We start from the raw sequence: 26,004 nt of genomic DNA on the forward strand, positions 1-26,004 counted from the left end.
TCTTATAGCGCCCTCATAGCGTCATCGAGAAAACGGCTGCGGACAGGTCCGTTGTATGCCAGCAGGTGCGGCACACGTCCTGAACAGGTGACATTTGATGGCGAATGAAGAGACGCTGCGCGACTATCTCAAGTGGGTTTCGGCGGACCTGCATCAGACGCAGCAACGTCTGAAGGACGTCGAGGCCGCTGCGCAGGAGCCCATCGCGATAACCGCGATGAGCTGCCGCTTCCCCGGCGGTGTGGGCGGCCCGGAAGATCTGTGGCGACTGCTCGCCGAGGGGCGCGACGCCATTTCGGGGCTGCCCACCGACCGCAACTGGGACCTGGAGTCGCTCTACGACCCGGATGGAGCCGGAAAGCAGGGCACCAGCTCCACGGCCCACGGCGGATTCCTGGACCGGGTCGCCGAATTCGACGCGGCATTCTTCGGCATATCCCCGCGCGAGGCCCTGGCGATGGACCCGCAGCAGCGGCTCCTCCTGGAGACTGCGTGGGAGGCGTTCGAGCGCGCGGGCATCGACCCCGCGACCGTCCGCGGCAGCCGCACCGGCGTGTTCGTCGGCACCAACGGCCAGGACTACGCCCCGCTCCTCTTCGAAGCCGAGGAGGACGTCGAAGGCTATGTGAGCACCGGCAACGCGGCCGCCGTCGAGTCCGGCCGCATCGCGTACACCCTCGGCCTCGAAGGCCCCGCTCTCACCGTCGACACGGCCTGCTCCTCGTCCCTGGTCGCCCTGCACCTCGCCGTGCAGGCGCTGCGGCAGGGCGAGTGCGGCATGGCCCTCGTGGCAGGCGTCACCGTCATCTCCACGCCCGGTGTGTTCACCGAGTTCAGCCGCCAGCAGGGCCTGGCCGCCGACGGCCGCTGCAAGGCGTTCGCGGCCGCCGCCGACGGCACCGGCTGGGGCGAGGGCGTCGGCATGCTCCTCGTCGAGCGCCTCTCCGACGCGCGCCGCGCGGGCCGCCCCGTCCTCGCGGTCGTCCGTGGCTCCGCCGTCAACCAGGACGGCGCGAGCAACGGCCTGACCGCCCCCAACGGGCCCTCCCAGCAGCGCGTCATCATGCAGGCCCTCGCCAACGCCCGCCTCACGGCCGCCGACGTCGACGCCGTCGAGGCCCACGGCACCGGCACCACGCTGGGCGACCCGATCGAGGCGCAGGCCCTCCTCGCCACGTACGGCCAGGAGCGGCCCGAGGGCGGACAGCCCCTGTGGCTGGGGTCCATCAAGTCCAACATCGGCCACACCCAGGCCGCCGCAGGCGTCGCGGGCCTCATGAAGATGGTCCTGGCCATGCGCCACGGCGTCCTGCCGCAGACCCTGCACGTGGACGAGCCCTCGCCCGAGGTCAACTGGACGGCGGGCGCCGTCGAACTCCTCACGGAGGCCCGGGAGTGGGCCGAGCGCGAGGACGGCGGCCCGCGCCGCGCGGGCATCTCGTCCTTCGGCGTCAGCGGCACCAACGCCCACGTCATCGTGGAGCAGGCGCCGCCCGCCGAGGAGCCGACGGCCGAAGAGGCCTCCGCGACGCCCGTGATCCCGGGCGCCGTGCCCCTCGCCCTCTCCGCGAAGACCCCCGAGGCGCTGCACGCCCAGGCGGGCCGACTGCACGCCCATCTCCTCTCCCACCCCGAGCCCGGCACCGACGACCTGGCCTGGACGCTCGCCGTGGCCCGCGCCCGGTTCGAGCACCGGGGCGTCGTCCTCGGCCGCGACCGCGAGGGCCTCCTCGCGGCTCTTGAGCGCCTTGCCGAGGGTGATGCCACGGCGGGCGGTGTGGTCACGGGCCGTGCGGTGAGCGGTGCGGGTCGTGCGGTGTTCGTGTTCCCGGGTCAGGGTTCGCAGTGGGCCGGGATGGCCGTGGAGCTGCTGGAGTCCAGCCCGGTGTTCGCGGAGCGGATGCGTGAATGCGCGGACGTGCTCGGTGAGTTCGTGGACTGGGACCTCCTTGAGGAGTTGAGCGGCGAGAACTTCGACCGCGTCGACGTGGTCCAGCCCGTTCTGTTCGCCGTGATGGTGTCGCTGGCTGCGGTGTGGCAGGCGGCCGGGGTGAAGCCCGCCGCCGTCGTCGGTCACAGCCAGGGCGAGATCGCCGCCGCGTGCGTGGCGGGCGCGCTCTCGCTGCGGGATGCCGCCCGGGTGGTGGCTCTGCGGAGCCTTGCGATTCGTGAGCTGTCCGGTAAGGGCGGCATGGTGTCGGTGCCGTTGCCCGAGGCCGAGGTCCGTGAGCTGATCGAGGGTTGGGAGGGCCGGATCGAGGTCGCGGCCGTCAACGGGCCCGCCCAGGTGGTGGTCTCTGGCGAGCCGGAGGCTTTGGAGGAGCTGGTCGCGCAGTGCGTCGGCCAGGACGTCCGCGCTCGTACGATTCCGGTGGACTACGCGTCGCACTCCTCGTACGTGGAGGAGATCGAGGCCCAGATCCTGGAGACGCTTGAGGGTGTGAGCCCGCAGGAGGCTCAGGTCCCGCTGTACTCCACGCTCACCGGTGCGTGGCTGGACGTTCCCATGGACGGCGGCTACTGGTATCGCAACCTGCGCCAGACCGTTCTCTTCGAGCACGCCACCCGTGGCCTGCTCGCCGAGGGTCACGGTCTGTTCCTGGAGATGAGCCCCCACCCGGTGCTCACCGTCCCGGTGCAGGCGACCATCGACGCGACCGACAGCCAGGCCGCCACCCTCGGCTCGCTCCGGCGTGACGAGGGCGGGGCCGACCGCCTCGTCGCCTCGCTCGCCGAAGCCCACGCGTACGGCGCCGAGCTGGACTGGAAGTCCCTCCTCCCCGGCACGCGCGTGACCGTCGACCTGCCCACGTACGCCTTCCAGCGCGAGCGCTACTGGCCCAAGGCCGCCCCGGCGGGCGCCGGTGACGTGGTGTTCGCGGGGCTGCGTGCCGCCGGGCACCCGCTGCTCGGGGCTGCCGTGTCGCTCGCGGGCGCGGAGGGGCACCTCTTCACGGGTCGGCTCTCGACGCAGACCCACCCCTGGCTCGTGGACCACGCGGTGGACGGCGCGATCCTGCTGCCCGGCACGGCGTACGTCGAACTCGCCCTGCGCGCGGGCGACGAAGTCGGCTGCGGCCACCTCGAAGAGCTGACCCTGGAAGCCCCCCTCGTCGTTCCCGAGCAGGGCGCCGTCCAGCTCCAGGTCTCCGTCGGCGGCCCCGACGGCTCCGGACGGCGCGAGCTCAGCCTGTTCGCGCGCCCGCAGGACGACGCCGACGACACCCCCTGGACGCGGCACTTCACCGGCAGCCTGCTGCCCGCCGCCCCCGCGGAGCCGTCCGCGGAGGCCGGAGAGCTGTCCGCGTGGCCGCCCGCGCGGGCCGAGCGCCTCGACGTGTCCGACCTGTACGAGCGCCTCACGGCCAACGGCCACGGCTACGGCCCGCTCTTCCAGGGCCTGCGCGCCGCCTGGCGCAGGGGCGACGACGTCTACGCGGAGATCGAACTCCCGCAGGAGGCGCACGCCGACACGGAGGCCTTCGGCCTGCACCCGGCGCTCTTCGACGCCGCGCTGCACGCGATCGGCCTCGGTGACTTCATCGAGCGGACCGACCGGGCGCACCTGCCCTTCGTCTGGTCGGGCGTCACCCTGCACGCCACCGGCGCGACCACCCTGCGGGTGCGCGTGACCTCGGCGGGCACCGACACCGTGGCCGTGCTGGCCGCCGACGCCACCGGGCAGCCCGTGGTCTCCGTCGGGTCCCTCGCGCTGCGCGCCCTGTCCGAGGAGCAGCTGACCGGCGGGCCCCGCCTCGACGCGCTCTTCCAGGTGGAGTGGACGCCCGTCGACACCCCGGCGACGACGGACGAGCAGTTGGCCTCCGTGGCGGTCCTGGGCGGCGACGCCTCCGTCGCGTCGCTCTCCGCGCGGCGGACGTACGCCGACCTGGACGCCCTCACCGCCGCGCTCGACGAGGGCGCCGACCTGCCCGCGACCGTGCTCCTGCCGCTGTTCCCGGGGACTCCGTCCGCCGAGGGGACCCGTGGCACGGTCGAACTCGACGCCGTTCGGCCCCTGGTGGAGCGCGCGCTCGGCGCCGTACAGGGCTGGCTCGGTGACGAGCGGTTCGAGGCGTCCCGCCTCGCCGTGGTGACGCGCGGCGCCGTCGCGGCCGGCACCGGCGCGCCGGACCCCGTGGCCGCCGCCGTCTGGGGCCTGCTGCGTTCGGCGCAGTCCGAGCACCCGGACCGCTTCGTCCTGCTCGACCTCGACCCCGCCGGGTCCGACGACGCCCTGGTGGCCGCCGCGCTCGCCACCGACGAGCCCGAACTCGCGCTCCGCGAGGGCGCGCTGCGCGCCCCGCGCCTGACCCGCGTACCGCTCCCGGAGACCACCGAGGCCGGAGAGGCCTCGTGGGGTGACGGCACCGTCCTGATCACCGGCGGCACGGGCACCCTGGGCGGCCTGGTGGCCCGTCACCTCGTGACCCGGCACAGCGTACGGGACCTGCTCCTCGTCTCGCGCCGGGGCGAGGCCGCTCCCGGTGCCGCCGCACTCCGCGCGGAACTGGAGGAGTCGGGCGCCCGCGTGCGGCTCGCCGCCTGCGACACGGCCGACCGGGCCGCGCTCGCCGCCCTCCTGGACGAGACCGGCGCCGGGCTCTCGGCGGTCGTGCACGTGGCCGGTGCCCTGGACGACGGCGTGGTCACCGCCCTGACGCCCGAACGCCTGGACACCGTCCTGCGGCCGAAGGCCGACGCGGCGCTGCACCTGCACGAGCTGACGGCGGGCCTGAACCTCTCCGCCTTCGTCCTGTTCTCCTCGGCCGCCGGTGTCTTCGGCACCCCCGGCCAGGCCAACTACGCGGCCGCCAACGCCTTCCTCGACGCCCTGGCCCACCACCGCAGGGCCCAGGGCCTGCCCGCGACCTCCCTCGCCTGGGGCCTGTGGGCCCAGGCCAGCGAGATGACCGCCCACCTGGGCGAGGGCGAACTCGACCGCAGGACGCGCGCCGGAGCGGCCCCCCTCACCAGCGCCGAGGGCCTCGCACTCTTCGACGCCGCCCACGCCGCGGACCACCCGCTGACCGTGCCGGTCCGCCTGGACCTCGCGGGCCTGCGCGCCCGGGCTGCGTCCGACGGCGTGCCGCCGCTGCTGCGCACCCTGGTCCGCGCGCCCCAGCGGCGCACCGCGGCCGGAGCCGGGCAGCAGGAGGGATCCGCCCTCGCCCAGCACGTCGCGGCCCTGCCGGAGGCGGACCGCGAGGAGGAGGTCCTCACGCTGGTGCGCGGCCACGCCGCCGCCGTCCTCGGCTACCCGTCCGCCGACGCCATCGCGCCCGACCGGGCCTTCCGCGAAGTCGGCTTCGACTCGCTCACCGCCGTCGAACTGCGCAACCGCCTCACCGCCGCGACGGGCCTGCGCCTGCCCGCGACGCTCGCCTTCGACTATCCGGCCGCCACCGTCCTCGCCCGCCACATCCTCGAAGAGCTCCTGGGCACGGACGCGGCGGCCCGGCCGCGGGGCACGGCCCTGACGACGGCGGGCGCGGCCCCCGAGGACGACGACCCCATCGTGATCGTCTCCATGAGCTGCCGCTACCCGGGCGGCGTCACCACACCCGAGGACCTCTGGCGCCTGGCCGCCGACGGCGTCGACGCCATCGGCGACCTGCCCGGCGACCGCGGCTGGGACGTCGACGCGCTCTACGACCCCGACCCGGACAGCGCCGGTTCCTTCTACACGCGCGAGGGCGGCTTCCTCTACGACGCCGCCGACTTCGACCCGGCCTTCTTCGGCATCTCGCCGCGCGAGGGCCTGTCCATCGACCCCCAGCAGCGGCTCCTCCTGGAGACCACCTGGGAGGCGTTCGAGCGCGCGGGCATCGACCCGGCGACGGCGCGCGGCAGCGCGACCGGCGTGTTCGTCGGCGTCATGTACAACGACTACGCCACCCACCTCCTGAGCGCCCCCGGCGGCCTCGACGACCTGGAGGGCTACGTCGGCAACGGCAGCGCCGCGAGCGTCGCCTCCGGCCGCATCTCGTACACCTTCGGCCTCGAAGGCCCCGCGGTCACCGTCGACACGGCCTGCTCGTCGTCCCTGGTCGCCCTGCACCTGGCGGCGCAGGCGCTGCGCCAGGGCGAGTGCGACATGGCCCTCGCGGGCGGCGTCGCCGTCATGTCGACCCCCGGTACGTTCATCGAGTTCAGCCGCCAGCGCGGGCTCGCCGCCGACGGCCGCTGCAAGTCCTTCGCGGCCGCCGCCGACGGCACCGGCTGGGGCGAGGGCGTCGGCCTGCTGCTCCTGGAGCGCCTGTCCGACGCGCGCCGCAAGGGCCACCGGGTCCTCGCCGTCGTCCGTGGCTCCGCCGTCAACCAGGACGGCGCCAGCAACGGCCTCACCGCCCCGAACGGGCCCTCCCAGCAGCGCGTGATCCGCGCCGCCCTCGCCAGCGCCGGGCTCTCCACGGACGACGTGGACGCGGTCGAGGCGCACGGCACGGGCACGACGCTGGGCGACCCGATCGAGGCGCAGGCCCTCATCGCGACGTACGGCAAGGAGCGTCCGGCCGAGCGTCCGCTGTGGCTGGGCTCGCTGAAGTCGAACATCGGCCACACCCAGGCCGCGGCCGGTGTCGCCGGTGTCATCAAGATGGTCATGGCGATGCGGAACGGAGTGCTCCCGCAGACCCTGCACGTGGACGAGCCGACCCCGCAGGTGGACTGGTCCGAGGGCGCCGTCGAGTTGCTGACCGAGGCCCGGGAGTGGGCCGAGCGGGACGGTGGCGGCCCGCGCCGCGCGGGTGTCTCCTCCTTCGGCGTGAGCGGCACCAACGCCCACGTCATCGTGGAGCAGGCACCGACGGCCGACGAGCCGGTCCGCCAGGACGAGGCGACCGGAGGCGCCGCGCCGCTGACGTCCGTGGTGCCCCTCGCCCTCTCCGCGAAGACGCCCGAGGCGCTGCGGGCCCAGGCGGCCCAGCTGCGCGCCCACCTCCTCGCGGACACCGAGCCGGTCCTCGGCGACCTGGCCTGGACGCTCGCCTCGGCCCGTTCGCGGTTCGAGCACCGGGGCGTCGCCCTCGGCCGCGACCGCGAGGAACTCCTCGCCGGGCTTGAGCGCCTCGCCGAGGGCGAGGGCGCCGCTCAGGGCGCGGTCACGGGCCGCGTACTGGGCGGGACGGTCCGTCCGGTGTTCGTCTTCCCGGGTCAAGGTTCGCAGTGGGCCGGGATGGCCCGCGAACTCCTCGACGAGTCGCCGGTGTTCGCGGAGCGCATGCGTGAATGCGCGGACGCGCTGGCCGAGTTCACTGACTGGAACCTTCTTGAGGAGTTGGGTGGCGACCGGTTCGACCAGGTCGATGTGGTCCAGCCGGTGTTGTTCGCGGTGATGGTGTCGCTGGCTGCGGTGTGGCAGGCGGCCGGGGTGAAGCCCGCCGCTGTGGTGGGTCACAGTCAGGGTGAGATCGCGGCCGCGTGTGTGGCGGGCGCGCTCTCGCTGCGGGATGCGGCTCGCGTCGTCGCGCTGCGGAGCCTGGCGATTCGTGAGCTGTCGGGCAAGGGCGGCATGGTGTCGGTGCCGTTGCCCGAGGCGGAGGTGCGGGAGCTCCTTACGGCGTGGGGTGACCGCGTCTCGGTCGCCGCCGTCAACGGCCCCGCCCAGGTGGTGGTGTCCGGTGAGCCGGAGGCTTTGGAGGAGCTGGTCGCGCAGTGCGTCGGCCAGGACGTCCGTGCTCGTACGATCCCGGTGGACTACGCGTCGCACTCCTCGTACGTGGAGCAGATCGAGGCCCAGATCCTGGAGACGCTGGCGGAGGTGGCTCCGCAGGAGGCTCAGGTCCCGCTGTACTCCACGCTCACCGGTGCGTGGCTGGACGTTCCCATGGACGCGGGTTACTGGTATCGCAACCTGCGCCAGACCGTCCTGTTCGAGCACGCCACCCGTGGCCTGCTGGCCGAGGGGCACGGTCTGTTCCTGGAGATGAGCCCGCACCCGGTGCTCACCGTCCCGGTGCAGGCCACCATCGACGCGACCGACAGCCCCGCCGCCACTCTCGGTTCCCTCCGGCGTGACGAGGGCGGCGCCGACCGCCTCGCGGCCTCGCTCGCCGAAGCCCACGCCCACGGCGCCGAACTCGACTGGAAGGCCCTCCTCCCCGGCACGCGTATCGTCGCCGACCTGCCCACGTACGCCTTCCAGCGGCAGCACTACTGGCCCGAGTTCGCGGACGCGGACGACGCCGAACCGCTCGCCGTGGACGAGGTGGAGTCCCGGTTCTGGGAGGCCGTCGAGCGCGAGGACCTGGAGCAGCTCGCCGCCGAGCTGGAGGTGGCGGACGGCTCCGCCGCCGAACTCGGCGCCGTCCTCCCGCTGCTCTCCTCCTGGCGGCGGCAGCGGCGCGAGCGGTCCGAGATCGACGCCTGGCGCTACGCCGTGACCTGGAAGCCGCTGGCGAACAGCGCCCTGTCGACGTCCGCCCTCTCCGGGCGGTGGCTGGTCGTCCTGCCGGAGAGCGCGGCGGACCACCCGTGGGCGGCGGGCGTCAGCGACGCCCTGGCACGGGCTGGCGCGCACGCGGTGGAACTGCGTCTCATGGACGCGGAGTTGACGCGTGAGGCGCTGGTCTTCCGGCTGCGGGAGTTCGCCGGTGCGGAGTTCGCCGGTGTGGTGTCGCTGCTCGGCTTCGAGGAGTCGGCGCACGCGGAGCACGCGGGCGTGCCCGCCGGTCTGGCCGGGACGGTGGCCCTGGTGCAGGCCCTCGGCGACGCCGGGATCGCGGCGCGGCTCTGGGCGGTGACCCGGGGCGCGGTGTCCACCGGCCGCAGCGACCGCATCGAAAGCCCGGCGCAGGCGCAGCTGTGGGGCCTCGGCCGGGTCGTGGCCCTTGAGTACCCGGAGCGCTGGGGCGGTCTCGTCGATCTGCCGCAGACGTACGACACCCGGGCGGGCGCGCGCTTCACGGCCGCCCTCGCGGGGATCGAGGACGAGGACCAGCTCGCCGTGCGCGGCTCCGGCATCGCCGTGCGCCGCCTCGTGCGGGCCGAGCCCGCCGAGCAGGTCACGCCGTGGACCCCGCGCGGCACCGCGCTGATCACCGGCGGTACGGGTGCGATCGGCGGGCATGTGGCGCGCTGGCTGGCCCGTGCGGGCGTCGAGCACCTGGTGCTCACCAGCCGCCGTGGTCTCGACGCGCCCGGTGCTTCCGAACTCCAGGCGGAGTTGGAGGAGTTGGGTGCCGAGGTCACCGTCGCCGCTTGTGACGTGGCCGACCGGGAGGCCGTCGTACGCCTCCTCGACGAGCTGGCCGCCGAGGGCCACACCCTGCGGTCCGTCTTCCACACGGCGGGTGTCGGGCAGACACAGCCGCTGGACAACATGTCCGCCGCCGACATCGCCGAGGTGTTCGGCGCGAAGACGGCGGGTGCCGCGCACCTGGACGCGCTGCTCGACTCCGAAGGCCTCGATGCGTTCGTGCTCTTCTCGTCGAACTCCGGCGTGTGGGGCGGCGGCGGGCAGGGTGCCTACGCGGCCGCCAACGCCTACCTCGACGCGCTCGCCGAGGCTCGCCGGGCCCGGGGTCTGCCCGCCACCTCCGTCGCCTGGGGCCTGTGGGCCGGCGGCGGCATGGCCGGGGACGAGGGCACCGAGCACCTGCGCCGCCGCGGCCTCGCGGCGATGGCGCCGGACCGGGCGATCGCCGCACTCGCCGGGGCCGTCGCGCACGACGAGACGTTCGTGGCCGTGGCCGACATGGACTGGGAGCGGTTCGCGCCCTCGTTCACGTCGGTGCGGCCCAGCGCCCTCATCGGCGACCTGCCGGAGGTGCGCCGCGCGCTCGCCGAGCCCGACGAGGCCCGGTCCGGCACGGGCAAGCAGGGCGCCCCGGGCTCCGAGTGGGCCGAGCGGCTCGCCGGGCTCGCGGCGGCGGAGCAGGAGCGGCAACTCCTCGACCTGGTGCGCGGGCAGGCAGCCGCCGTGCTCGGCTACGCGGGCGCCGAGGCGGTCGAGCCGACGCGCGCCTTCCGCGAACTGGGCTTCGACTCCCTGACGGCGGTCGAGGTCCGCAACCGGCTCGCCGCGGCCACCGGCCTGAAGCTGCCCACGACCGTCGTCTTCGACTACCCGACGTCCGCCGTCCTCGCGGGACACCTGCGTACGCAGCTCGTCGGGGAGTCCGGGACCACCCCGGTCGCGGCCGGGCGCGCGGCGGACGTCGACGACGACCCGATCGCCGTCGTCTCCATGAGCTGCCGCTACCCGGGCGGGGTCACCAGCCCCGAGGCCCTGTGGCACCTGCTCGCCGAGGGCGCGGACGCGATGTCCGACTTCCCCGGCGGCCGCGGCTGGGACCTCGACGCTCTCTACGACGCCGACCCCGCGAACCGCGGCACCAGCTATGCCCGGCAGGGCGGATTCCTCTACGACGCCGACCAGTTCGACCCCGTCTTCTTCGGGATCTCGCCGCGCGAGGCCCTGGCGATGGACCCGCAGCAGCGGCTCCTCCTGGAGACCTCCTGGGAGCTGTTCGAGCGGGCGGGCATCGACCCGGCGACCCTGCACGGCAGCCAGGCGGGCGTGTTCGTCGGCGCCTCCTCGCAGGGCTACGGCTCCGGCCTGCGCGAGACCCCCGAAGGCGTCGAGGGCTATCTCCTGGCGGGCGGCGCGACGAGCGTCATCTCCGGCCGCCTGGCCTACTCGTTCGGCCTTGAGGGCCCGGCGGTGACCGTCGACACGGCCTGCTCGTCCTCGCTGGTCGCCATGCACCTGGCGGCACAGGCGCTGCGCCAGGGCGAGTGCGACCTCGCGCTCGCCGGTGGCGTGACCGTCATGTCCAACCCCGGTGCCTTCATCGAGTTCAGCCGCCAGCGCGGCCTGGCCGCCGACGGCCGCTGCAAGGCGTTCGCGGAGGCGGCGGACGGCACCGGCTGGGGCGAAGGCGTCGGCCTGCTCCTCCTTGAGCGCCTGTCGGACGCCCGCCGCAAGGGCCACACGGTCCTCGCGGTCCTCCGCGGCTCCGCCGTCAACCAGGACGGCGCGAGCAACGGCCTCACCGCCCCCAACGGCCCGTCCCAGCAGCGCGTCATCCGTGCCGCCCTCGCCAACGCGGGCCTCGCGGCCGCCGATGTCGACGCGGTCGAGGCCCACGGCACGGGCACGACGCTGGGCGACCCGATCGAGGCGCAGGCGCTGCTCGCCACCTACGGTCAGGAGCGCCCGGCCGAGCGGCCGCTGTGGCTGGGTTCGGTGAAGTCCAACATCGGTCACACCCAGTCCGCCGCCGGTGTCGCCGGTGTCATCAAGATGATCCTCGCCATGCGCGAGGGCCTCCTGCCGCAGACGCTGCACGTGGACCGGCCCAGCACGCACGTGGACTGGTCGGAAGGTGCCGTCGAACTCCTCACGGAGGCCCGGGAGTGGGTCGAGCGTGAGGACGCGCCGCGCCGCGCGGGAGTCTCCTCCTTCGGTGTCAGCGGCACCAACGCGCACGTGATCGTGGAGCAGGCGCCGGTCGAGGAGTCGACGGAGGCCGTCGTGCCGGTCGCGCCGGTCACGGCCGTGCCGTGGCTGGTGTCGGCGCGCAGCGCGGAGGCGCTGCGGGCGCAGGCCGAGCGGCTGCGCGAACACGTCGTCGGTGACCGTGGCCTCGACGCGGTCGACGTCGGGTGGTCGCTCCTGTCGGGCCGTGCCGTCCACGAGCACCGGGCGGTGCTCTTCGGCCGGGACCGGGACGAGTTCCTGACCGGCCTCGACTCGCTGGTCTCCGGCGACCCGGGCGTGGTGTCCGGCTCGGTGGTCGAGGGCCGCCTTGGCGTGCTCTTCACCGGCCAGGGCAGTCAGCGCATCGGGATGGGCCGTGAGCTGTACGAGACGTTCCCGGTGTTTGCGGATGCGTTGGACGAGGTGTGTGCTCATATAGATCCGTGGATAGAACGTTCGCTCCAGAGCGTGATGTTCGGTGCGGACGCGGACCTGCTGGAGCAGACCGGTTACGCGCAGCCCGCCCTGTTCGCTGTCGAGGTTGCCCTGTTCCGTTTGGCGGAGTCCTTCGGCGTCCGTCCGGAGATCGTGGGCGGGCACTCGATCGGTGAGCTTGCCGCCGCGTACGTGGCCGGGCTGTGGTCCCTGGAGGACGCGGCTCAACTGGTCACCGCCCGCGGTCGGTTGATGCAGGCCCTGCCCGAGGGCGGGGCGATGCTGGCGGTGCAGGCCACGGAAGCGGATGTGCTGCCGCTCCTGTCGGAGCGTGTGGGCGTGGCCGCCGTCAACGGCCCGTCCCAGCTGGTGCTGTCCGGTGACCGCGCGGCTCTCGAAGGCGTGGAGCAGACCCTGCGCGGTGAGGGCCGGAAGGTGAAGTGGCTGAAGGTCTCGCATGCCTTCCACTCGCCGTTGATGGACCCGGCGCTGGACGATTTCCGTAAGGTCGCGGCCAAGCTGACGTACCAGGACCCGACGTTGCTGGTGGTTTCCAACCTCACCGGTGAGCTGGCGGATCCTGCCGAGCTGAAGGACCCGGGGTACTGGGTCCGTCATATTCGTGAGGCGGTCCGCTTCCACGGCGGTGTGAAGGCACTGGCAGGGCAGGGTGTTTCGACCCTCCTTGAGTTGGGCCCCGACGCGGTGCTCACCGCGATGGCGCACGACACGCTCACCGAGTCCGCCGCGCAGGCGGGCCTGGTCGCGGCCGTTCGCAAGGACCGCCCCGAGGCCGACGCGTTCCTCACGGCCCTCGCCCAGCTGCACGTACGCGGCATCGCCGTCGACTGGGCACCGCTGTACGCCCCGGTCGAGACGCGGCGCCGGGTCGAGCTGCCCACCTACGCCTTCCAGCACCGGAGTTACTGGCTCCGGCAGAGCGCGGGCGCGGCCGACGTCGAGTCCGCCGGGCTCGTGTCGGCGGGGCACCCGCTGCTGGGCGCCGGGATGCCGCTGGCGGACTCGGACGGCTACCTCTTCACCGGGCGTCTGTCCCTGGCCGCCCAGCCGTGGCTGGCCGACCACGCGGTGGCCGGACGCGTCCTGCTGCCGGGCACGGCCTTCGTGGAGCTGGCCACGTACGCGGGCGGCCAGATCGGCCACGGCGTACTCGACGAGCTGACGCTCGGCGCGCCTCTGGTGCTGCCCGAGCGCGGCAGCATCCAGGTGCAGCTGCGCGTCGAGGCGCCCGACAGCACCGGGCGCAGGGCCCTCAGCCTGCACTCGCGGCCGGAGCCGGGCGACGGCGCCGAAGGCCTGTCGGCCGACGCCTGGACCAAGAACGCCACCGGCACCCTGACCGAGTCCGCCGCGGACGCGCCCGCCGCGTCCGACGACCTGACGTCCTGGCCGCCGCGCGACGCGGAGGCGATCGCGGTAGACGGCCTCTACGAGGAACTGTCCACGGCAGGTTACGACTACGGGCCGGTGTTCCAGGGGCTGCGTGCCGCCTGGCGGCGCGGCGACGAGGTGTTCGCCGAGGTCGCGCTGGAGGAGGACGAGCACACGCAGGCCGGTTCCTTCGGCCTGCACCCGGCGATCCTCGACGCCGCCCTGCACGCCCGGGCCGCCGGTGCGACGGCACCGGCGGAGTCCGGCACGGAACCGGCCGCCGGCGGGCTGCCCTTCACCTGGACCGGCGTCACCGTGCACGCCACCGGTGCCGCCGCGGTCCGCGTCCGGCTCGCGCCGAACGGCACGGACGGCGTCTCCCTGGACGTCGCGGACTCCACGGGCACACCGGTCGCCTCGGTCGACGCGCTGGTCTTCCGGCCCATGTCGAAGGACCTCATCGAGCGGATGAGCGGCCAGAACCCGCACGCAGACTCCGTCTTCCACGTCGAGTGGAAGCCGCAGGCCCTGACGGCGGCCGAGCCGGTGGCGTTCACCTCGTACGAGGAGCCGGACGCCGGTGGTGAGGAGTCGGCGGCCGTGGTGTGGCAGCCCGGTGCGTCCGGTGCGTCCGGTGCCTCCAGCGGCGAGCTGTGGCCCGAGGCCGTGTCGGCGCGCCTCGCCGAGGCGCTGGGAGTCGTACAGGACTGGCTGGCAGACGAGCGGTCGGCGGCCTCGCCCCTCGTCGTCGTGACGCGCGGCGCGGTGGCGGCCGGTGCGGCGGTGCCGGATCCGGTGGGCGCCGCCGTGTGGGGCCTGGTGCGTTCGGCCCGCTCGGAGCACCCGGGCCGCTTCGTCCTCGTGGACACCGACACTGAGGGGGGAAGCGGCGCGGGGATCGACGCGTCCGTGCTCGGCGCCGTCCTGGCGTCGGGCGAGCCGGAAGCAGCGGTCCGGGGCGACTCGCTCTGGGTCCCGAGGCTCTCCCGCATCGCGCCCCCGGCCACCGACGGCGTCCCGTGGGGCCAGGGCTCCGTCCTGGTGACGGGCGCGTTCGGCGGCCTGGGGCGGGTCGTGGCACGGCATCTGGCCGAGCGCCACGGCGTCCGCGACCTGCTGCTCGTCTCGCGGCGCGGCCTGGAGGCCACCGGAGCCGCCGCCCTGCGCGACGAACTCCAGGCACTCGGCACCCAGGTGACGGTCGCCGCCTGCGACATGGCCGACCGGGACGCCGTCGCCGCGCTCCTCGACGAGCACGGCGCGGACCTCTCGGCGGTCGTCCACGTGGCAGGCGTCCTGGACGACGGCGTGGTCACGTCCCTCACCCCGGAGCGCGTGCGGTCGGTGCTGCGGCCGAAGGCGGACGCCGCCCTGAACCTGCACGAGCTGACCGCGGGGCTCGACCTGTCGGCGTTCGTCCTGTTCTCCTCGGCGTCCGGCGTCTTCGGCGGGCCGGGGCAGGCCAACTACGCGGCGGCCAACAGCTTCCTCGACGCCCTCGCGGCCACCCGCCGCGCCCAGGGGCTCCCGGCGACCGCCCTGGCCTGGGGCCTGTGGGCCCAGGACAGCGCCATGACGGGCAACCTGGCCGACGCCGACCTCCAGCGCATGGCGCGCGGCGGAGTCCTCGCGCTCGACACGGACGAGGCCCTGGCCCTGCTCGACCTCGCCCCGGCGAGCGAGCACCCGGCGCTCGTCCCGATCCGCATCGACACCGCCGCGCTGCGCACCCAGCCGCAGGAGACGCTGTCCGCGCTCTTCCGGGGCCTGGTCCGGCCCGCCGTGCGCCGCGCCCGCGGCGCGGACACCGGCGCGGCGGCTGCGCCCGCCGACCGTACGGACTCCCTGGCGGCACGCCTGGCGGGCCGCTCCGGCGCCGAGCGCGACCGGATCCTGCTCGACCTCGTCCGTACGCACGTGGCGGGAGTGCTCGGCTACGCGTCGCCGAACGCCGTCGAGCTGAGCCGGGGCTTCCTGGAGCTCGGCTTCGACTCCCTGACAGCCGTGGAGCTGCGCAACCGCCTCAACGCCGAGACCGAGCTGCGGCTGCCCAGCACGCTGATCTTCGACTACCCGAACCCGGCCGCGCTGGCCGAGCACCTGTCGGAGGAACTGCCCACGACCGTCGGCACCGCCGACGCCGTCCCGGTCGCCCCCGGGGACCTGGACACGGAGCTCGACCGTCTGGAGAGCGTCCTCAAGGCCGTCGGCGGCGGCACGGACGGCACCGAACGCGACCGCGTCGCGGGCCGCCTCCGGTCGCTGCTCACCGCCTGGGACACCACACGCGACACCGCCGCCCCGGCCACGGAGCAGCGGCAGGAGCTCGAGGACATCGAAGGCGCGACCGCCGACGAACTCTTCGACCTGCTCGACAACGAGCTCCACACCCCCGCAGAGACACACCCGAACACCAGCTCAGACACCGGCTCGGACACAGACCGGCCCGACCGCTTCGAGGAGGCGCTGTAAATGGCGAACGAGGAGAAGTACCTCGACTACCTGAAGCGGGCGACGACCGACCTGCGCGACGCCCGCCGCCGGGTGCGGGAACTGGAGGACGCCCGCCAGGAGCCCATCGCGATCGTCGGCATGAGCTGCCGCTACCCCGGCGGCGTGAACACGCCCGAGGACCTGTGGCGGCTCGTCGCCGACGGCACCGACGCGATCTCCGCGTTCCCCACCGACCGCGGCTGGGACACGGACGACCTGTTCGACGCGGACCCCGACAAGCAGGGCACCAGCTACACCGCGGAGGGCGGCTTCCTCTACGACGCCCCCCAGTTCGACGCCTCGTTCTTCGGCGTCTCCCCGCGCGAGGCCCTGGCGATGGACCCGCAGCAGCGGCTCCTCCTGGAGACGGCGTGGGAGGCGATCGAGCGGGCGGGCATCGACCCGGTCTCGCTGCGCCGCAGCCGCACCGGCGTCTTCGCGGGCGTCATGTACTACGACTACGCGACCCGTCTGCACGCCCTGCCGGAAGGCGTCGAGGGCTACATCGGCACCGGCAACGCGGGCTCCGTCGTCTCCGGCCGCGTCGCCTACACCCTCGGCCTCGAAGGTCCCGCCGTCACCGTCGACACGGCCTGCTCGTCCTCCCTGGTCGCCCTGCACCTGGCCGCGCAGGCGCTGCGCCAGGGCGAGTGCTCCCTCGCCCTCGCGGGCGGCGTGACCGTGATGCCCACGGCGGGCACCTTCATCGACTTCAGCCGCCAGCGCGGCCTGTCGACCGACGGCCGCTGCAAGTCCTTCGCCGCCTCGGCGGACGGCACCGGCTGGGGCGAGGGCGCGGGCCTGCTCCTCCTGGAGCGCCTGTCCGACGCGCGCCGCAACGGCCACAAGGTCCTCGCGGTCGTCCGTGGCTCCGCCGTCAACCAGGACGGCGCGAGCAGCGGCCTGACCGCCCCCAACGGCCCCTCGCAGCAGCGCGTCATCCGCGACGCCCTGGCCAGCGCGGGCCTGAAGCCGGGGGAAGTCGACGCCGTCGAGGCCCACGGCACCGGCACCACCCTCGGCGACCCGATCGAGGCCCAAGCCGTCATCGCGACGTACGGCAAGGAGCACTCGGCGGACCGCCCGCTGTGGCTGGGTTCGCTGAAGTCCAACATCGGCCACACGCAGGCTGCGGCCGGTGTCGCCGGTGTCATCAAGATGGTCATGGCGATGCGTGAAGGCGTCATGCCGCAGACCCTGCACGTCAACGAGCCGACCCCGCAGGTGGACTGGTCGGCGGGGACCGTCGAGCTGCTGACCGAGGCCCGCGCGTGGGCCGAGCGGGACGGCGGCGGCCCCCGGCGCGCGGGCGTCTCCTCCTTCGGCGTGAGCGGCACCAACGCCCACGTCATCGTGGAGCAGGTACGGGAGCTCGAGGAGCCCGAGACCGCCGACGACGGCCAGGACGCCGCGCCCTCCGTGGTGCCCGGCGTGATCCCGCTGGCCCTCTCGGGCCGCACCCCGGAGGCCGTGCGCGCCCAGGCGGCCCGGCTGCGCGAGCACCTGCTCGCCGACACCGGCCTCGAACCGGCCGACGTGGCCTGGTCCCTGGCGGTGGCCCGCTCCCGGTTCGAGCACCGGGGCGTCGTCCTCGGGCACGACCGGGGCGACCTCCTCGCCGGGCTTGAACGCCTTGCCGACGGTGGTGGCGCCCTGACGGGCCGCGCGCTGGGCGGGACGGTTCGTCCGGTGTTCGTGTTTCCGGGTCAGGGTTCGCAGTGGGCCGGGATGGCTCGCGAACTGCTCGACGGGTCGCCGGTGTTCGCGGAGCGGATGCGGGAGTGCGCGGATGCTCTGTCGGAGTTCGTGGCCTGGGATCTGCTGGAGGAGTTGGGTGGCGACCGTTTCGACCAGGTCGATGTGGTCCAGCCGGTGTTGTTCGCGGTGATGGTGTCGCTGGCTGCCGTGTGGCAGGCGGCCGGGGTGAAGCCTGCCGCTGTGGTCGGTCACAGTCAGGGTGAGATCGCGGCCGCGTGTGTGGCGGGCGTGCTCTCGCTGCGGGATGCGGCCCGGGTGGTGGCTCTGCGGAGCCTTGCGATTCGTGAGTTGTCGGGTAAGGGCGGCATGGTGTCGGTGCCGTTGCCCGAGGCCGAGGTCCGCGGGCTGATCGAGGGCTGGGAGGGCCGGATCGAGGTCGCGGCCGTCAATGGCCCGGCTCAGGTGGTGGTCTCTGGCGAGCCGGAGGCCCTTGAGGAGCTGGTCGCGCAGTGCACGGGGCAGGACGTCCGCGCTCGTACGATCCCGGTGGACTACGCGTCGCACTCCTCGTACGTGGAGGAGATCGAGGCCCAGATCGGCCAGGCGCTGGAGGGTGTCAGCCCGCAGGCCGCTGAGGTCCCGCTGTACTCCACGCTGACCGGCGCCTGGCTGTCCGACGACACTCTCATGGACGCGGGTTACTGGTATCGCAACCTGCGCCAGACCGTCCTGTTCGAGCACGCCACCCGTGGCCTGCTGGCCGAGGGGCACGGTCTGTTCCTGGAGATGAGCCCCCACCCGGTGCTCACCGTCCCGGTGCAGGCCACCATCGACGCGACCGACAGCCCGGCCGCCACCCTCGGCTCGCTCCGGCGTGACGAGGGCGGCGCCGACCGCCTCGCGGCCTCGCTCGCCGAAGCCCACGCCCACGGCGCCGAACTCGACTGGCAGGCCCTCCTCCCCGGCGAGCGCACCGTCGTGGACCTGCCCACCTACCCCTTCCAGCGTGACCACTACTGGATGCTCGCCCCGGACCAGGACGCGGACGGTGACGCCGCGCGGGACGTGGACGAGGTCGAGTCGCGGTTCTGGGAGGCAGTGGAGCGCGAGGACCTGGAGCAGCTGACGTCCACCCTCGTGGACGTCGACGAGACGTCGCTGAGCGTGGTCCTCCCGGGCCTCGCGTCCTGGCGGCGGCAGCGGCGCGAGCGGTCGACGATCGACAGCTGGCGCTACCGTGTGACCTGGAAGCCGCAGGCGGGCGGCCTGCCCGTGCCCGCGCTCGAGGGCCGCTGGCTGGTCGTCGTACCGGAGAGCGCGGGGGACCACCCCTGGACGCCCGGCGTCGTCGACGCGCTGACGCAAGCCGGTGCGGAAGCAGAGGAACTGCGCCTCGCCGCACAGGAGTTGACGCGTGAGGCGCTGGCCTTCCGGCTGCGGGAGTTCGCCGGTGCGGGCTTCGCCGGTGTGGTGTCGCTGCTCGGCTTCGAGGAGTCGGCGCACGCGGAGCACGCGGGCGTGCCCGCCGCCCTGGCCGGGACGGTGGCCCTGGTGCAGGCCCTCGGCGACGCGGGCGTCGACGCCCCGCTGTGGGCGGTCACCCGGGGCGCGGTGTCGACCGGCCGCAACGACCGGGCGGAGAGCCCGGCGCAGGCCCAGCTGTGGGGCCTCGGCCGGGTCGTGGCCCTGGAACACCCGGTCCGCTGGGGCGGTCTGATCGACCTGCCGTCGGCGTACGACGCGCGCGGCGCGTCTCGGTTCACGTCGATCCTCACGGGGCTCGGCGACGAGGACCAGCTCGCTGTGCGGGACACGGGCGTGTTCGTGCGCCGCTTCGCGCACGCGCCGCTCGACGGCCCGGCGGTGGAATGGGCGCCGCGCGGGACGGCCCTGATCACCGGCGGTACGGGTGCGATCGGCGGGCATGTGGCGCGCTGGCTGGCCCGTGCGGGCGTCGAGCACCTGGTGCTCACCAGCCGCCGCGGCCCGGACGCGCCCGGTGCTTCCGAACTCCAGGCAAAACTTGAGGAGTTGGGTGCCGAGGTCACCGTCGCCGCTTGTGACGTGGCCGACCGGGAGGCCGTCGTACGCCTCCTCGACGAATTGGCCGCCGAGGGCCACACCATCCGCTCCGTCTTCCACGCCGCCGGTGTCAGCCCCTCGTACCCCCTCGCGGACATGTCCGCCGCCGACATCGCCGAGGTGTTCGGCGCGAAGACGGCGGGCGCCGCGCACCTCGACGAGCTGCTCGACTCCGAAGGCCTCGACGCGTTCGTGCTCTTCTCGTCGAACTCCGGCGTGTGGGGCGGCGGCGGGCAGGGTGCCTACGCGGCCGCCAACGCCTACCTCGACGCGCTCGCCGAGGCCCGCAGGGCCCGGGGCCTGCCCGCCACCTCCGTCGCCTGGGGCGCCTGGGGCGGCAGCGGCATGGCCGCCGAGGAGCAGGCCGAGGAGCATCTGCGGCGCCGGGGCGTGACGGCGATGGCGCCGGAGCGCGCGGTGGCGGCGCTGGCCCAGGCCGTGGCGCACGGCGAGACGTTCCTGGCCGTCGCGGACGTGGACTGGGAGCGGTTCGCGCCCTCGTTCACGTCGGTGCGGCCCAGCCCGTTCATCGGGGACCTGCCGGAGGTGCGGCGCGCGCTCGCCGAGCCCGAGACGGCCGCCCCGGCCGGCGCCAAGGGCGCGGGCTCGGAGTGGGCCGAGCGGCTCGCGGGCCTCGCGGAGCGCGAGCAGGAGCGTCGGCTCCTCGACCTGGTACGCGGCCACGCCGCGGCCGTGCTCGGCTACGCGGGCCCGGAAGCCGTCGAACCCGGCCGGGCCTTCCGCGAGCTGGGCTTCGACTCGCTGACCGCCGTCGAGGTCCGCAACCGCATCGCGACGGCCACCGGCCTGAAGCTGCCCACGACCCTCGTCTTCGACTACCCGACGTCCGCCGTCCTCGCGGGACACCTGCGTACGCAGTTGGTGGGGGAGTCCGAGGCCGCTCCGGTCGTGGCCCGGCGCGCGGCCGAGGCCGACGACGACCCGATCGCCATCGTCTCCATGAGCTGCCGCTACCCGGGCGGCGCCACCAGCCCCGAGGCCCTGTGGCGCCTCGTCGCCGAGGGCACCGACGCGATCTCCGTCTTCCCCACCGACCGCGGCTGGGACCCCGACGGGCTCTTCCAGCCGGAGCAGAGCGGCTCGGACGACACGAGCTTCGCCGCGCAGGGCGGCTTCCTCTACGACGTGTCCGAGTTCGACGCCGGTCTCTTCGGGATCTCGCCGCGCGAGGCCCTCGCCATGGACCCGCAGCAGCGGCTCCTCCTGGAGACCTCCTGGGAGCTGTTCGAGCGCGCGGGCATCGCGCCCTCGGCCCTGCACGGCAGCAGCACCGGCGTGTTCGTCGGCGCCTGCTCCCAGGGCTGGTCGGCGGGCCTGGCCCACGCCCCGGAGGGCGTCGAGGGCTACCTGATGACGGGTGACGCGACGAGCGTCATCTCCGGCCGCCTCTCGTACAGCTTCGGGCTCGAAGGCCCGGCGGTGACGGTCGACACGGCCTGCTCGTCCTCGCTGGTCGCCCTGCACCTGGCGGCGCAGGCGCTGCGCCAGGGCGAGTGCGACATGGCCCTCGCGGGCGGCGTCACCGTCATGGTGAGCCCCGCCGCCTTCCTGGAGTTCAGCCGCCAGCGCGGCCTCGCGGGCGACGGCCGCTGCAAGCCGTTCGCCGAGGCGGCGGACGGCACCGGCTGGGGTGAGGGCGTGGGCCTGCTCCTGCTTGAGCGGCTCTCGGACGCGCGCCGCAACGGCCACGAGGTCCTCGGCGTCGTCCGGGGCTCCGCCGTCAACCAGGACGGCGCCAGTAACGGCCTGACCGCCCCGAACGGGCCCTCCCAGCAGCGCGTCATCCGCGCCGCCCTGGCCAACGCGGGCCTCGCGGCCACGGAGGTCGACGCGGTCGAGGCGCACGGCACGGGCACCACCCTCGGCGACCCCATCGAGGCCCAGGCCCTGCTCGCCACCTACGGCCAGGACCGGCCGGAGGGCCAGCCGCTGTGGCTGGGCTCCATCAAGTCCAACATCGGCCACACCCAGTCCGCCGCCGGTGTCGCCGGTGTCATCAAGATGGTCATGGCGATGCGCGAGGGGGCCCTGCCGCAGTCCCTGCACGTCGACCGGCCGAGCACGCACGTCGACTGGTCGGCGGGCGCCGTCGAACTCCTCGCCGAGACGCGCGAGTGGGCCGCTCGCCACGACGGCGGCCCGCGCCGCGCGGGCGTCTCCTCCTTCGGCGTGAGCGGCACCAACGCCCACGTCATCGTGGAGGCCTCGCCGGTGGCGGAGCCCGCGGAGCCGGTCGGGCCCGCCGAGCCCGTGACGACGGCGGTGCCGTGGCTGGTGTCCGGCCGCAGCGCGGAGGCCCTGCGGGCGCAGGCCGACCGGCTGCGGGAGCACGTGGTGACGCACACCGGCCTGGACCCGGTCGCCGTCGGCCGGTCGCTGCTCTCGGGCCGCTCCGCGCTCGAACACCGGGCCGTGGTCCTGGGCCGCGGCAGCGACGAACTCCTCGTCGGCCTCGAAGCACTGGCGTCCGGCGGCCCCGGCGTGGTGTACGGATCGGTGGTCGAGGGCCGCCTCGGCGTGGTCTTCACCGGCCAGGGCAGTCAGCGCCTGGGCATGGGCCGTGAGTTGTACGAGACGTTCCCGGTGTTCGCGGATGCCTTGGACGAGGTGTGTGCTCATATAGATCCGTGGATAGAACGTTCGCTCCAGAGCGTGATGTTCGGTGCGGACGCCGAGCTCCTTGAGCAGACCGGTTACGCGCAGCCCGCGTTGTTCGCTGTCGAGGTCGCCCTGTTCCGTTTGGCGGAGTCCTTCGGCGTACGCCCGGAGATCGTGGGCGGGCACTCGATCGGTGAGCTGGCTGCCGCGTATGTTGCTGGGTTGTGGTCGCTGGAGGATGCGGCTCAATTGGTCGCGGCGCGTGGCCGGTTGATGCAGGCCCTGCCGGAGGGCGGCGCCATGCTGGCGGTGCAGGCCACGGAAGCCGATGTGCTGACCCTTCTGTCGGAGCGTGTGGGTGTGGCCGCCGTCAATGGCCCGGCGCAGCTGGTGCTGTCCGGTGACCGGGCGGCTCTCGAAGGCCTGGAGCAGACCCTGCGCGGCCAGGGCCGGAAGGTGAAGTGGCTGAAGGTCAGTCACGCTTTCCACTCGCCGTTGATGGAGCCCGTCCTGGATGACTTCCGGCGTGTGGCGCAGCAGTTGACGTATCAGGAGCTGGTCCTGCCGGTGGTCTCCAACCTCACCGGTGAGCTGGCGGATCCTGCCGAGCTGCGGGACCCGGAGTACTGGGTGCGGCACGTCCGTGAGGCGGTCCGTTTCCACGACGGTGTGAAGGCGCTGGCAGGACAGGGCGTCTCGACCTTCCTGGAGCTGGGCCCCGACGCGGTGCTCACCGCGATGGCGCACGACACGCTCACCGAGCCCACCGCCCAGACGGGCCTGGTCGCCGCCGTCCGTAAGGACCGCTCGGAGCCCGGCACGTTCCTGACGGCCCTGGCGCAGCTGCACGTACGTGGTGTCGAGGTCGACTGGGCCCCGCTGTACGGGGGCGCGGAGGCGCGCGGCCGGGTCGAGCTGCCCACGTACGCCTTCCAGCGTCGGCGCTACTGGCCGAGCGCGGCCACCGGCGCGGGTGGCGGCGACGTGTCCGCGACCGGTCTCGTCGCGGCCGGGCACCCGCTCCTGGGCGCCGCGGTACCGCTGGCGGACTCGGACGGCCACCTCTTCACCGGGCGGCTTTCGCTGGCGACGCATCCGTGGCTGGCGGATCACGCGGTGGCGGGCCGGGTGTTGCTGCCCGGTACGGCGTTCGTGGAGCTGGCCGTGCGGGCCGGTGACGAGGTCGGCTGCGGCGTCCTTGAGGAACTGACACTGGCGGCCCCGCTGGTGCTGCCGGAACGTGGTGCCGTACAGCTCCAGGTCAGTGTGGGCGCCGAGGACGCCGACGGGCGGCGTGCGGTCGTCCTGCACTCCCGTGAGGAGCGCGAGGAGCACGCGGCTGACGGCGGTTGGACCGCGCACGCCACCGGTGTGCTCGCCGGCGGAGGGCTGCGGCAGCCGGAGTTCCGGCTCGCCGAGTGGCCGCCGCGCGACGCCGCCGAGGTCGATGTCGAGGGCCTCTACCAGCACTTGACGGAGCTGGGATTCTCCTACGGGGAGGCGTTCCAGGGGCTGCGTGCCGCCTGGCGGCGCGGCGACGAGGTGTTCGCCGAGGTCGCGCTCCCGCAGGAGCAGGCCGACAGCGCGCAGGCCTTCCGGCTGCACCCGGCCCTCCTCGACGCGGCCCTGCACGTGCTCGGCCTCGGCGTGCTCCGGGACACGGGGGCCGAGGGCGAGGGGGCGCGGCTGCCGTTCGCCTGGAGCGGTGTCTCGCTGCACGCGACCGGGGCGTCCACGCTGCGCGTCCGGCTCGCCCCCGCGGGCGGCGACGGCGTGTCCCTCGCCGTCGCGGACGGGCTCGGCGATCCGGTCGCCACGGTCGACTCGCTGGTCTTCCGGCCGGTCGCGGTGGACCGGCTCGGCGGCGGCGCGGCCGACGACTCGATGTTCCACGTGGAGTGGCGGCCGCAGTCCCTGGCCTCCGCCGCCGATGTCACGCTGGCCGCGTACGAGGAGCTGGCCGCGAGCGAGGAACTGCCGGACGCCGTGGTGTGGCGGGCCGGTGGTGCCGAGCGCGCGGTGAGCCCGGAGGCCGTGTCGGCACGCCTCGCCGAGGCGCTGGGCGTGGTGCAGGGCCTGCTGGCCGACGAGCGGTTCGCGGCGCTGCCGCTGGTCGTCGTGACGTGCGGTGCCGTGGCCACCGGTGACAGCGCGGTGGACCCGGTGGGCGCGGCCGTGTGGGGTCTGGTGCGGTCGGCCCGCTCGGAGCACCCGGGCCGGTTCGTCCTCGTGGACACCGACACCGACACCGGCGCAGGCTTCAGCAGCAGCTCCGGTTCCGGTTCCGTCTCCGGCCTGGACGAGTCGGTACTCGCGAGCGTGCTCGCGTCCGGCGAGCCCGAGGTCGCGGTGCGCGACGGTGCGGTCTTCGTGCCGCGCCTGTCCCGCGTCCCGGCCACCGGCGGTGCCGACGCGCCGTGGGGCGCGGGCTCCGTCCTCGTCACGGGCGCGTTCGGCGGCCTGGGCCGCGAGGTGGTGCGGCACCTGGCCGAGCACCACGGCGTGCGCGACCTGCTCCTCGTCTCGCGCCGCGGCGCGGAGGCCGCAGGGGCGGCCGAACTGCTCGACGAGCTCGCCGGGTTCGACGCCGAGGTGACGGTCGCCGCCTGTGACGTGGCCGACCGCGACGCCCTGGCCGCACTCCTTGACGACAAGGGCGCCGACCTCACGGCGGTCGTGCACGTGGCGGGCGTCCTCGACGACGGCGTCGTCACGTCGCTCACCCCGGAGCGCCTCGACACCGTGCTGCGCGCCAAGGTGAACGCGGCGCTCAACCTGCACGAACTCACCGAGGGACGCGACCTGTCGGCCTTCGTCCTGTTCTCCTCCGCCGCCGGAGTCCTCGGCGGCGCGGGCCAGGCGAACTACGCCGCGGCCAACAGCTTCCTCGACGCCCTCGCGGCCTCCCGCCGGGCACAGGGCCTCCCCGCGACCTCACTGGCCTGGGGCATGTGGGCCCGGAACAGCGCGATGACCGGCGGCCTCGCCGACGCCGACCTCCAGCGCATGACCCGCGGCGGCGTCGCCCCGCTGTCGACCCAGGAGGGCCTGGCCCTCCTGGACACGGCGGTCGGCGCGGCCGACGCACCCGCCGCACTCGTGCCCGTCCGCCTGGACCTGGCGTCCCTGCGGGCCGCGGCGGACACGGACGCCGACGGCGTACCGGCGCTGCTGCGCGGCCTGGTCCGCACCCCGGCCCGGCGCGCCGCGGCCGGCGCGGCCACGGCCGAACCGGCGGGCCAGGCACCCCTGATCGCCCGCCTCGCGGGGCTCGACGCGGCCGGGCGCGACAAGGTGCTCACCGAACTGGTCTGCACCCACGTGGCCGCGGTCCTCGGCTACGAGTCCGCGGCGGCCGTGGAGGCCCACCGCGCGTTCCGGGAGCTCGGCTTCGACTCGCTCACCGCCGTCGAGCTGCGCAACGCCGTGAACGGGGCCACCGGCCTCCGGCTGCCCGCCACGCTGATCTTCGACTACCCGACCCCGGCCGCCCTGGCGGCCCACCTCGCCACCGCGCTGCCGCTCGGCGACGCGGCGGACGGCGGCGGCCTGTCCGTGCTCGACGAGCTGGACCGCCTGGAGTCGGCACTCCTCGCGATGGAAGCGGACAGCATCGCCCAGTCGAAGATCACCATCCGGCTCCAGACCCTCCTGTCGCGCTGGAGCGCCCCCCAGGGGCAGACGGCCAGGTCCGGCGGCCCCGTAGACGAGGACGACCTGGACCTGGACGCGGTCTCGGACGAGGAACTCTTCGACGCGCTCGACGACGAACTCGGCCTCACCTGACGTGCCCGCAGCATCCGAAAGACCCGAAGTGAACCGTACGACCAGCGCGACCAGCGCGGCCTTTATCAACACCA

At 74.3% G+C, this 26,004-nt stretch carries 2 protein-coding genes; both read left to right on the plus strand.

The features are described from left to right. Positions 1–97 precede the first annotated feature (97 nt). A complete protein-coding gene (locus MQV74_RS34285; RefSeq protein ID WP_242726775.1) occupies positions 98–15,724 on the plus strand; it encodes a type I polyketide synthase in 15,627 nt (5,208 codons plus the stop codon). Beyond that, on the plus strand, positions 15,725–25,930 hold the full coding sequence (locus MQV74_RS34295) for a type I polyketide synthase (RefSeq protein WP_278194279.1): 10,206 nt from the start codon (positions 15,725–15,727) through the stop codon (positions 25,928–25,930). Positions 25,931–26,004 lie beyond the last annotated feature (74 nt).

It is taken from the genome of Streptomyces sp. AN091965 (assembly GCF_022698285.1).
Lineage (GTDB): Bacteria > Actinomycetota > Actinomycetes > Streptomycetales > Streptomycetaceae > Streptomyces.

Bases quoted from the DNA above. Each gene is read 5' to 3' on its own strand.
- MQV74_RS34285 (WP_242726775.1), top strand. From the start codon at position 98: ATGGCGAATGAAGAGACGCTGCGCGACTATCTCAAGTGGGTTTCGGCG.
- MQV74_RS34295 (WP_278194279.1), top strand. From the start codon at position 15,725: ATGGCGAACGAGGAGAAGTACCTCGACTACCTGAAGCGGGCGACGACC.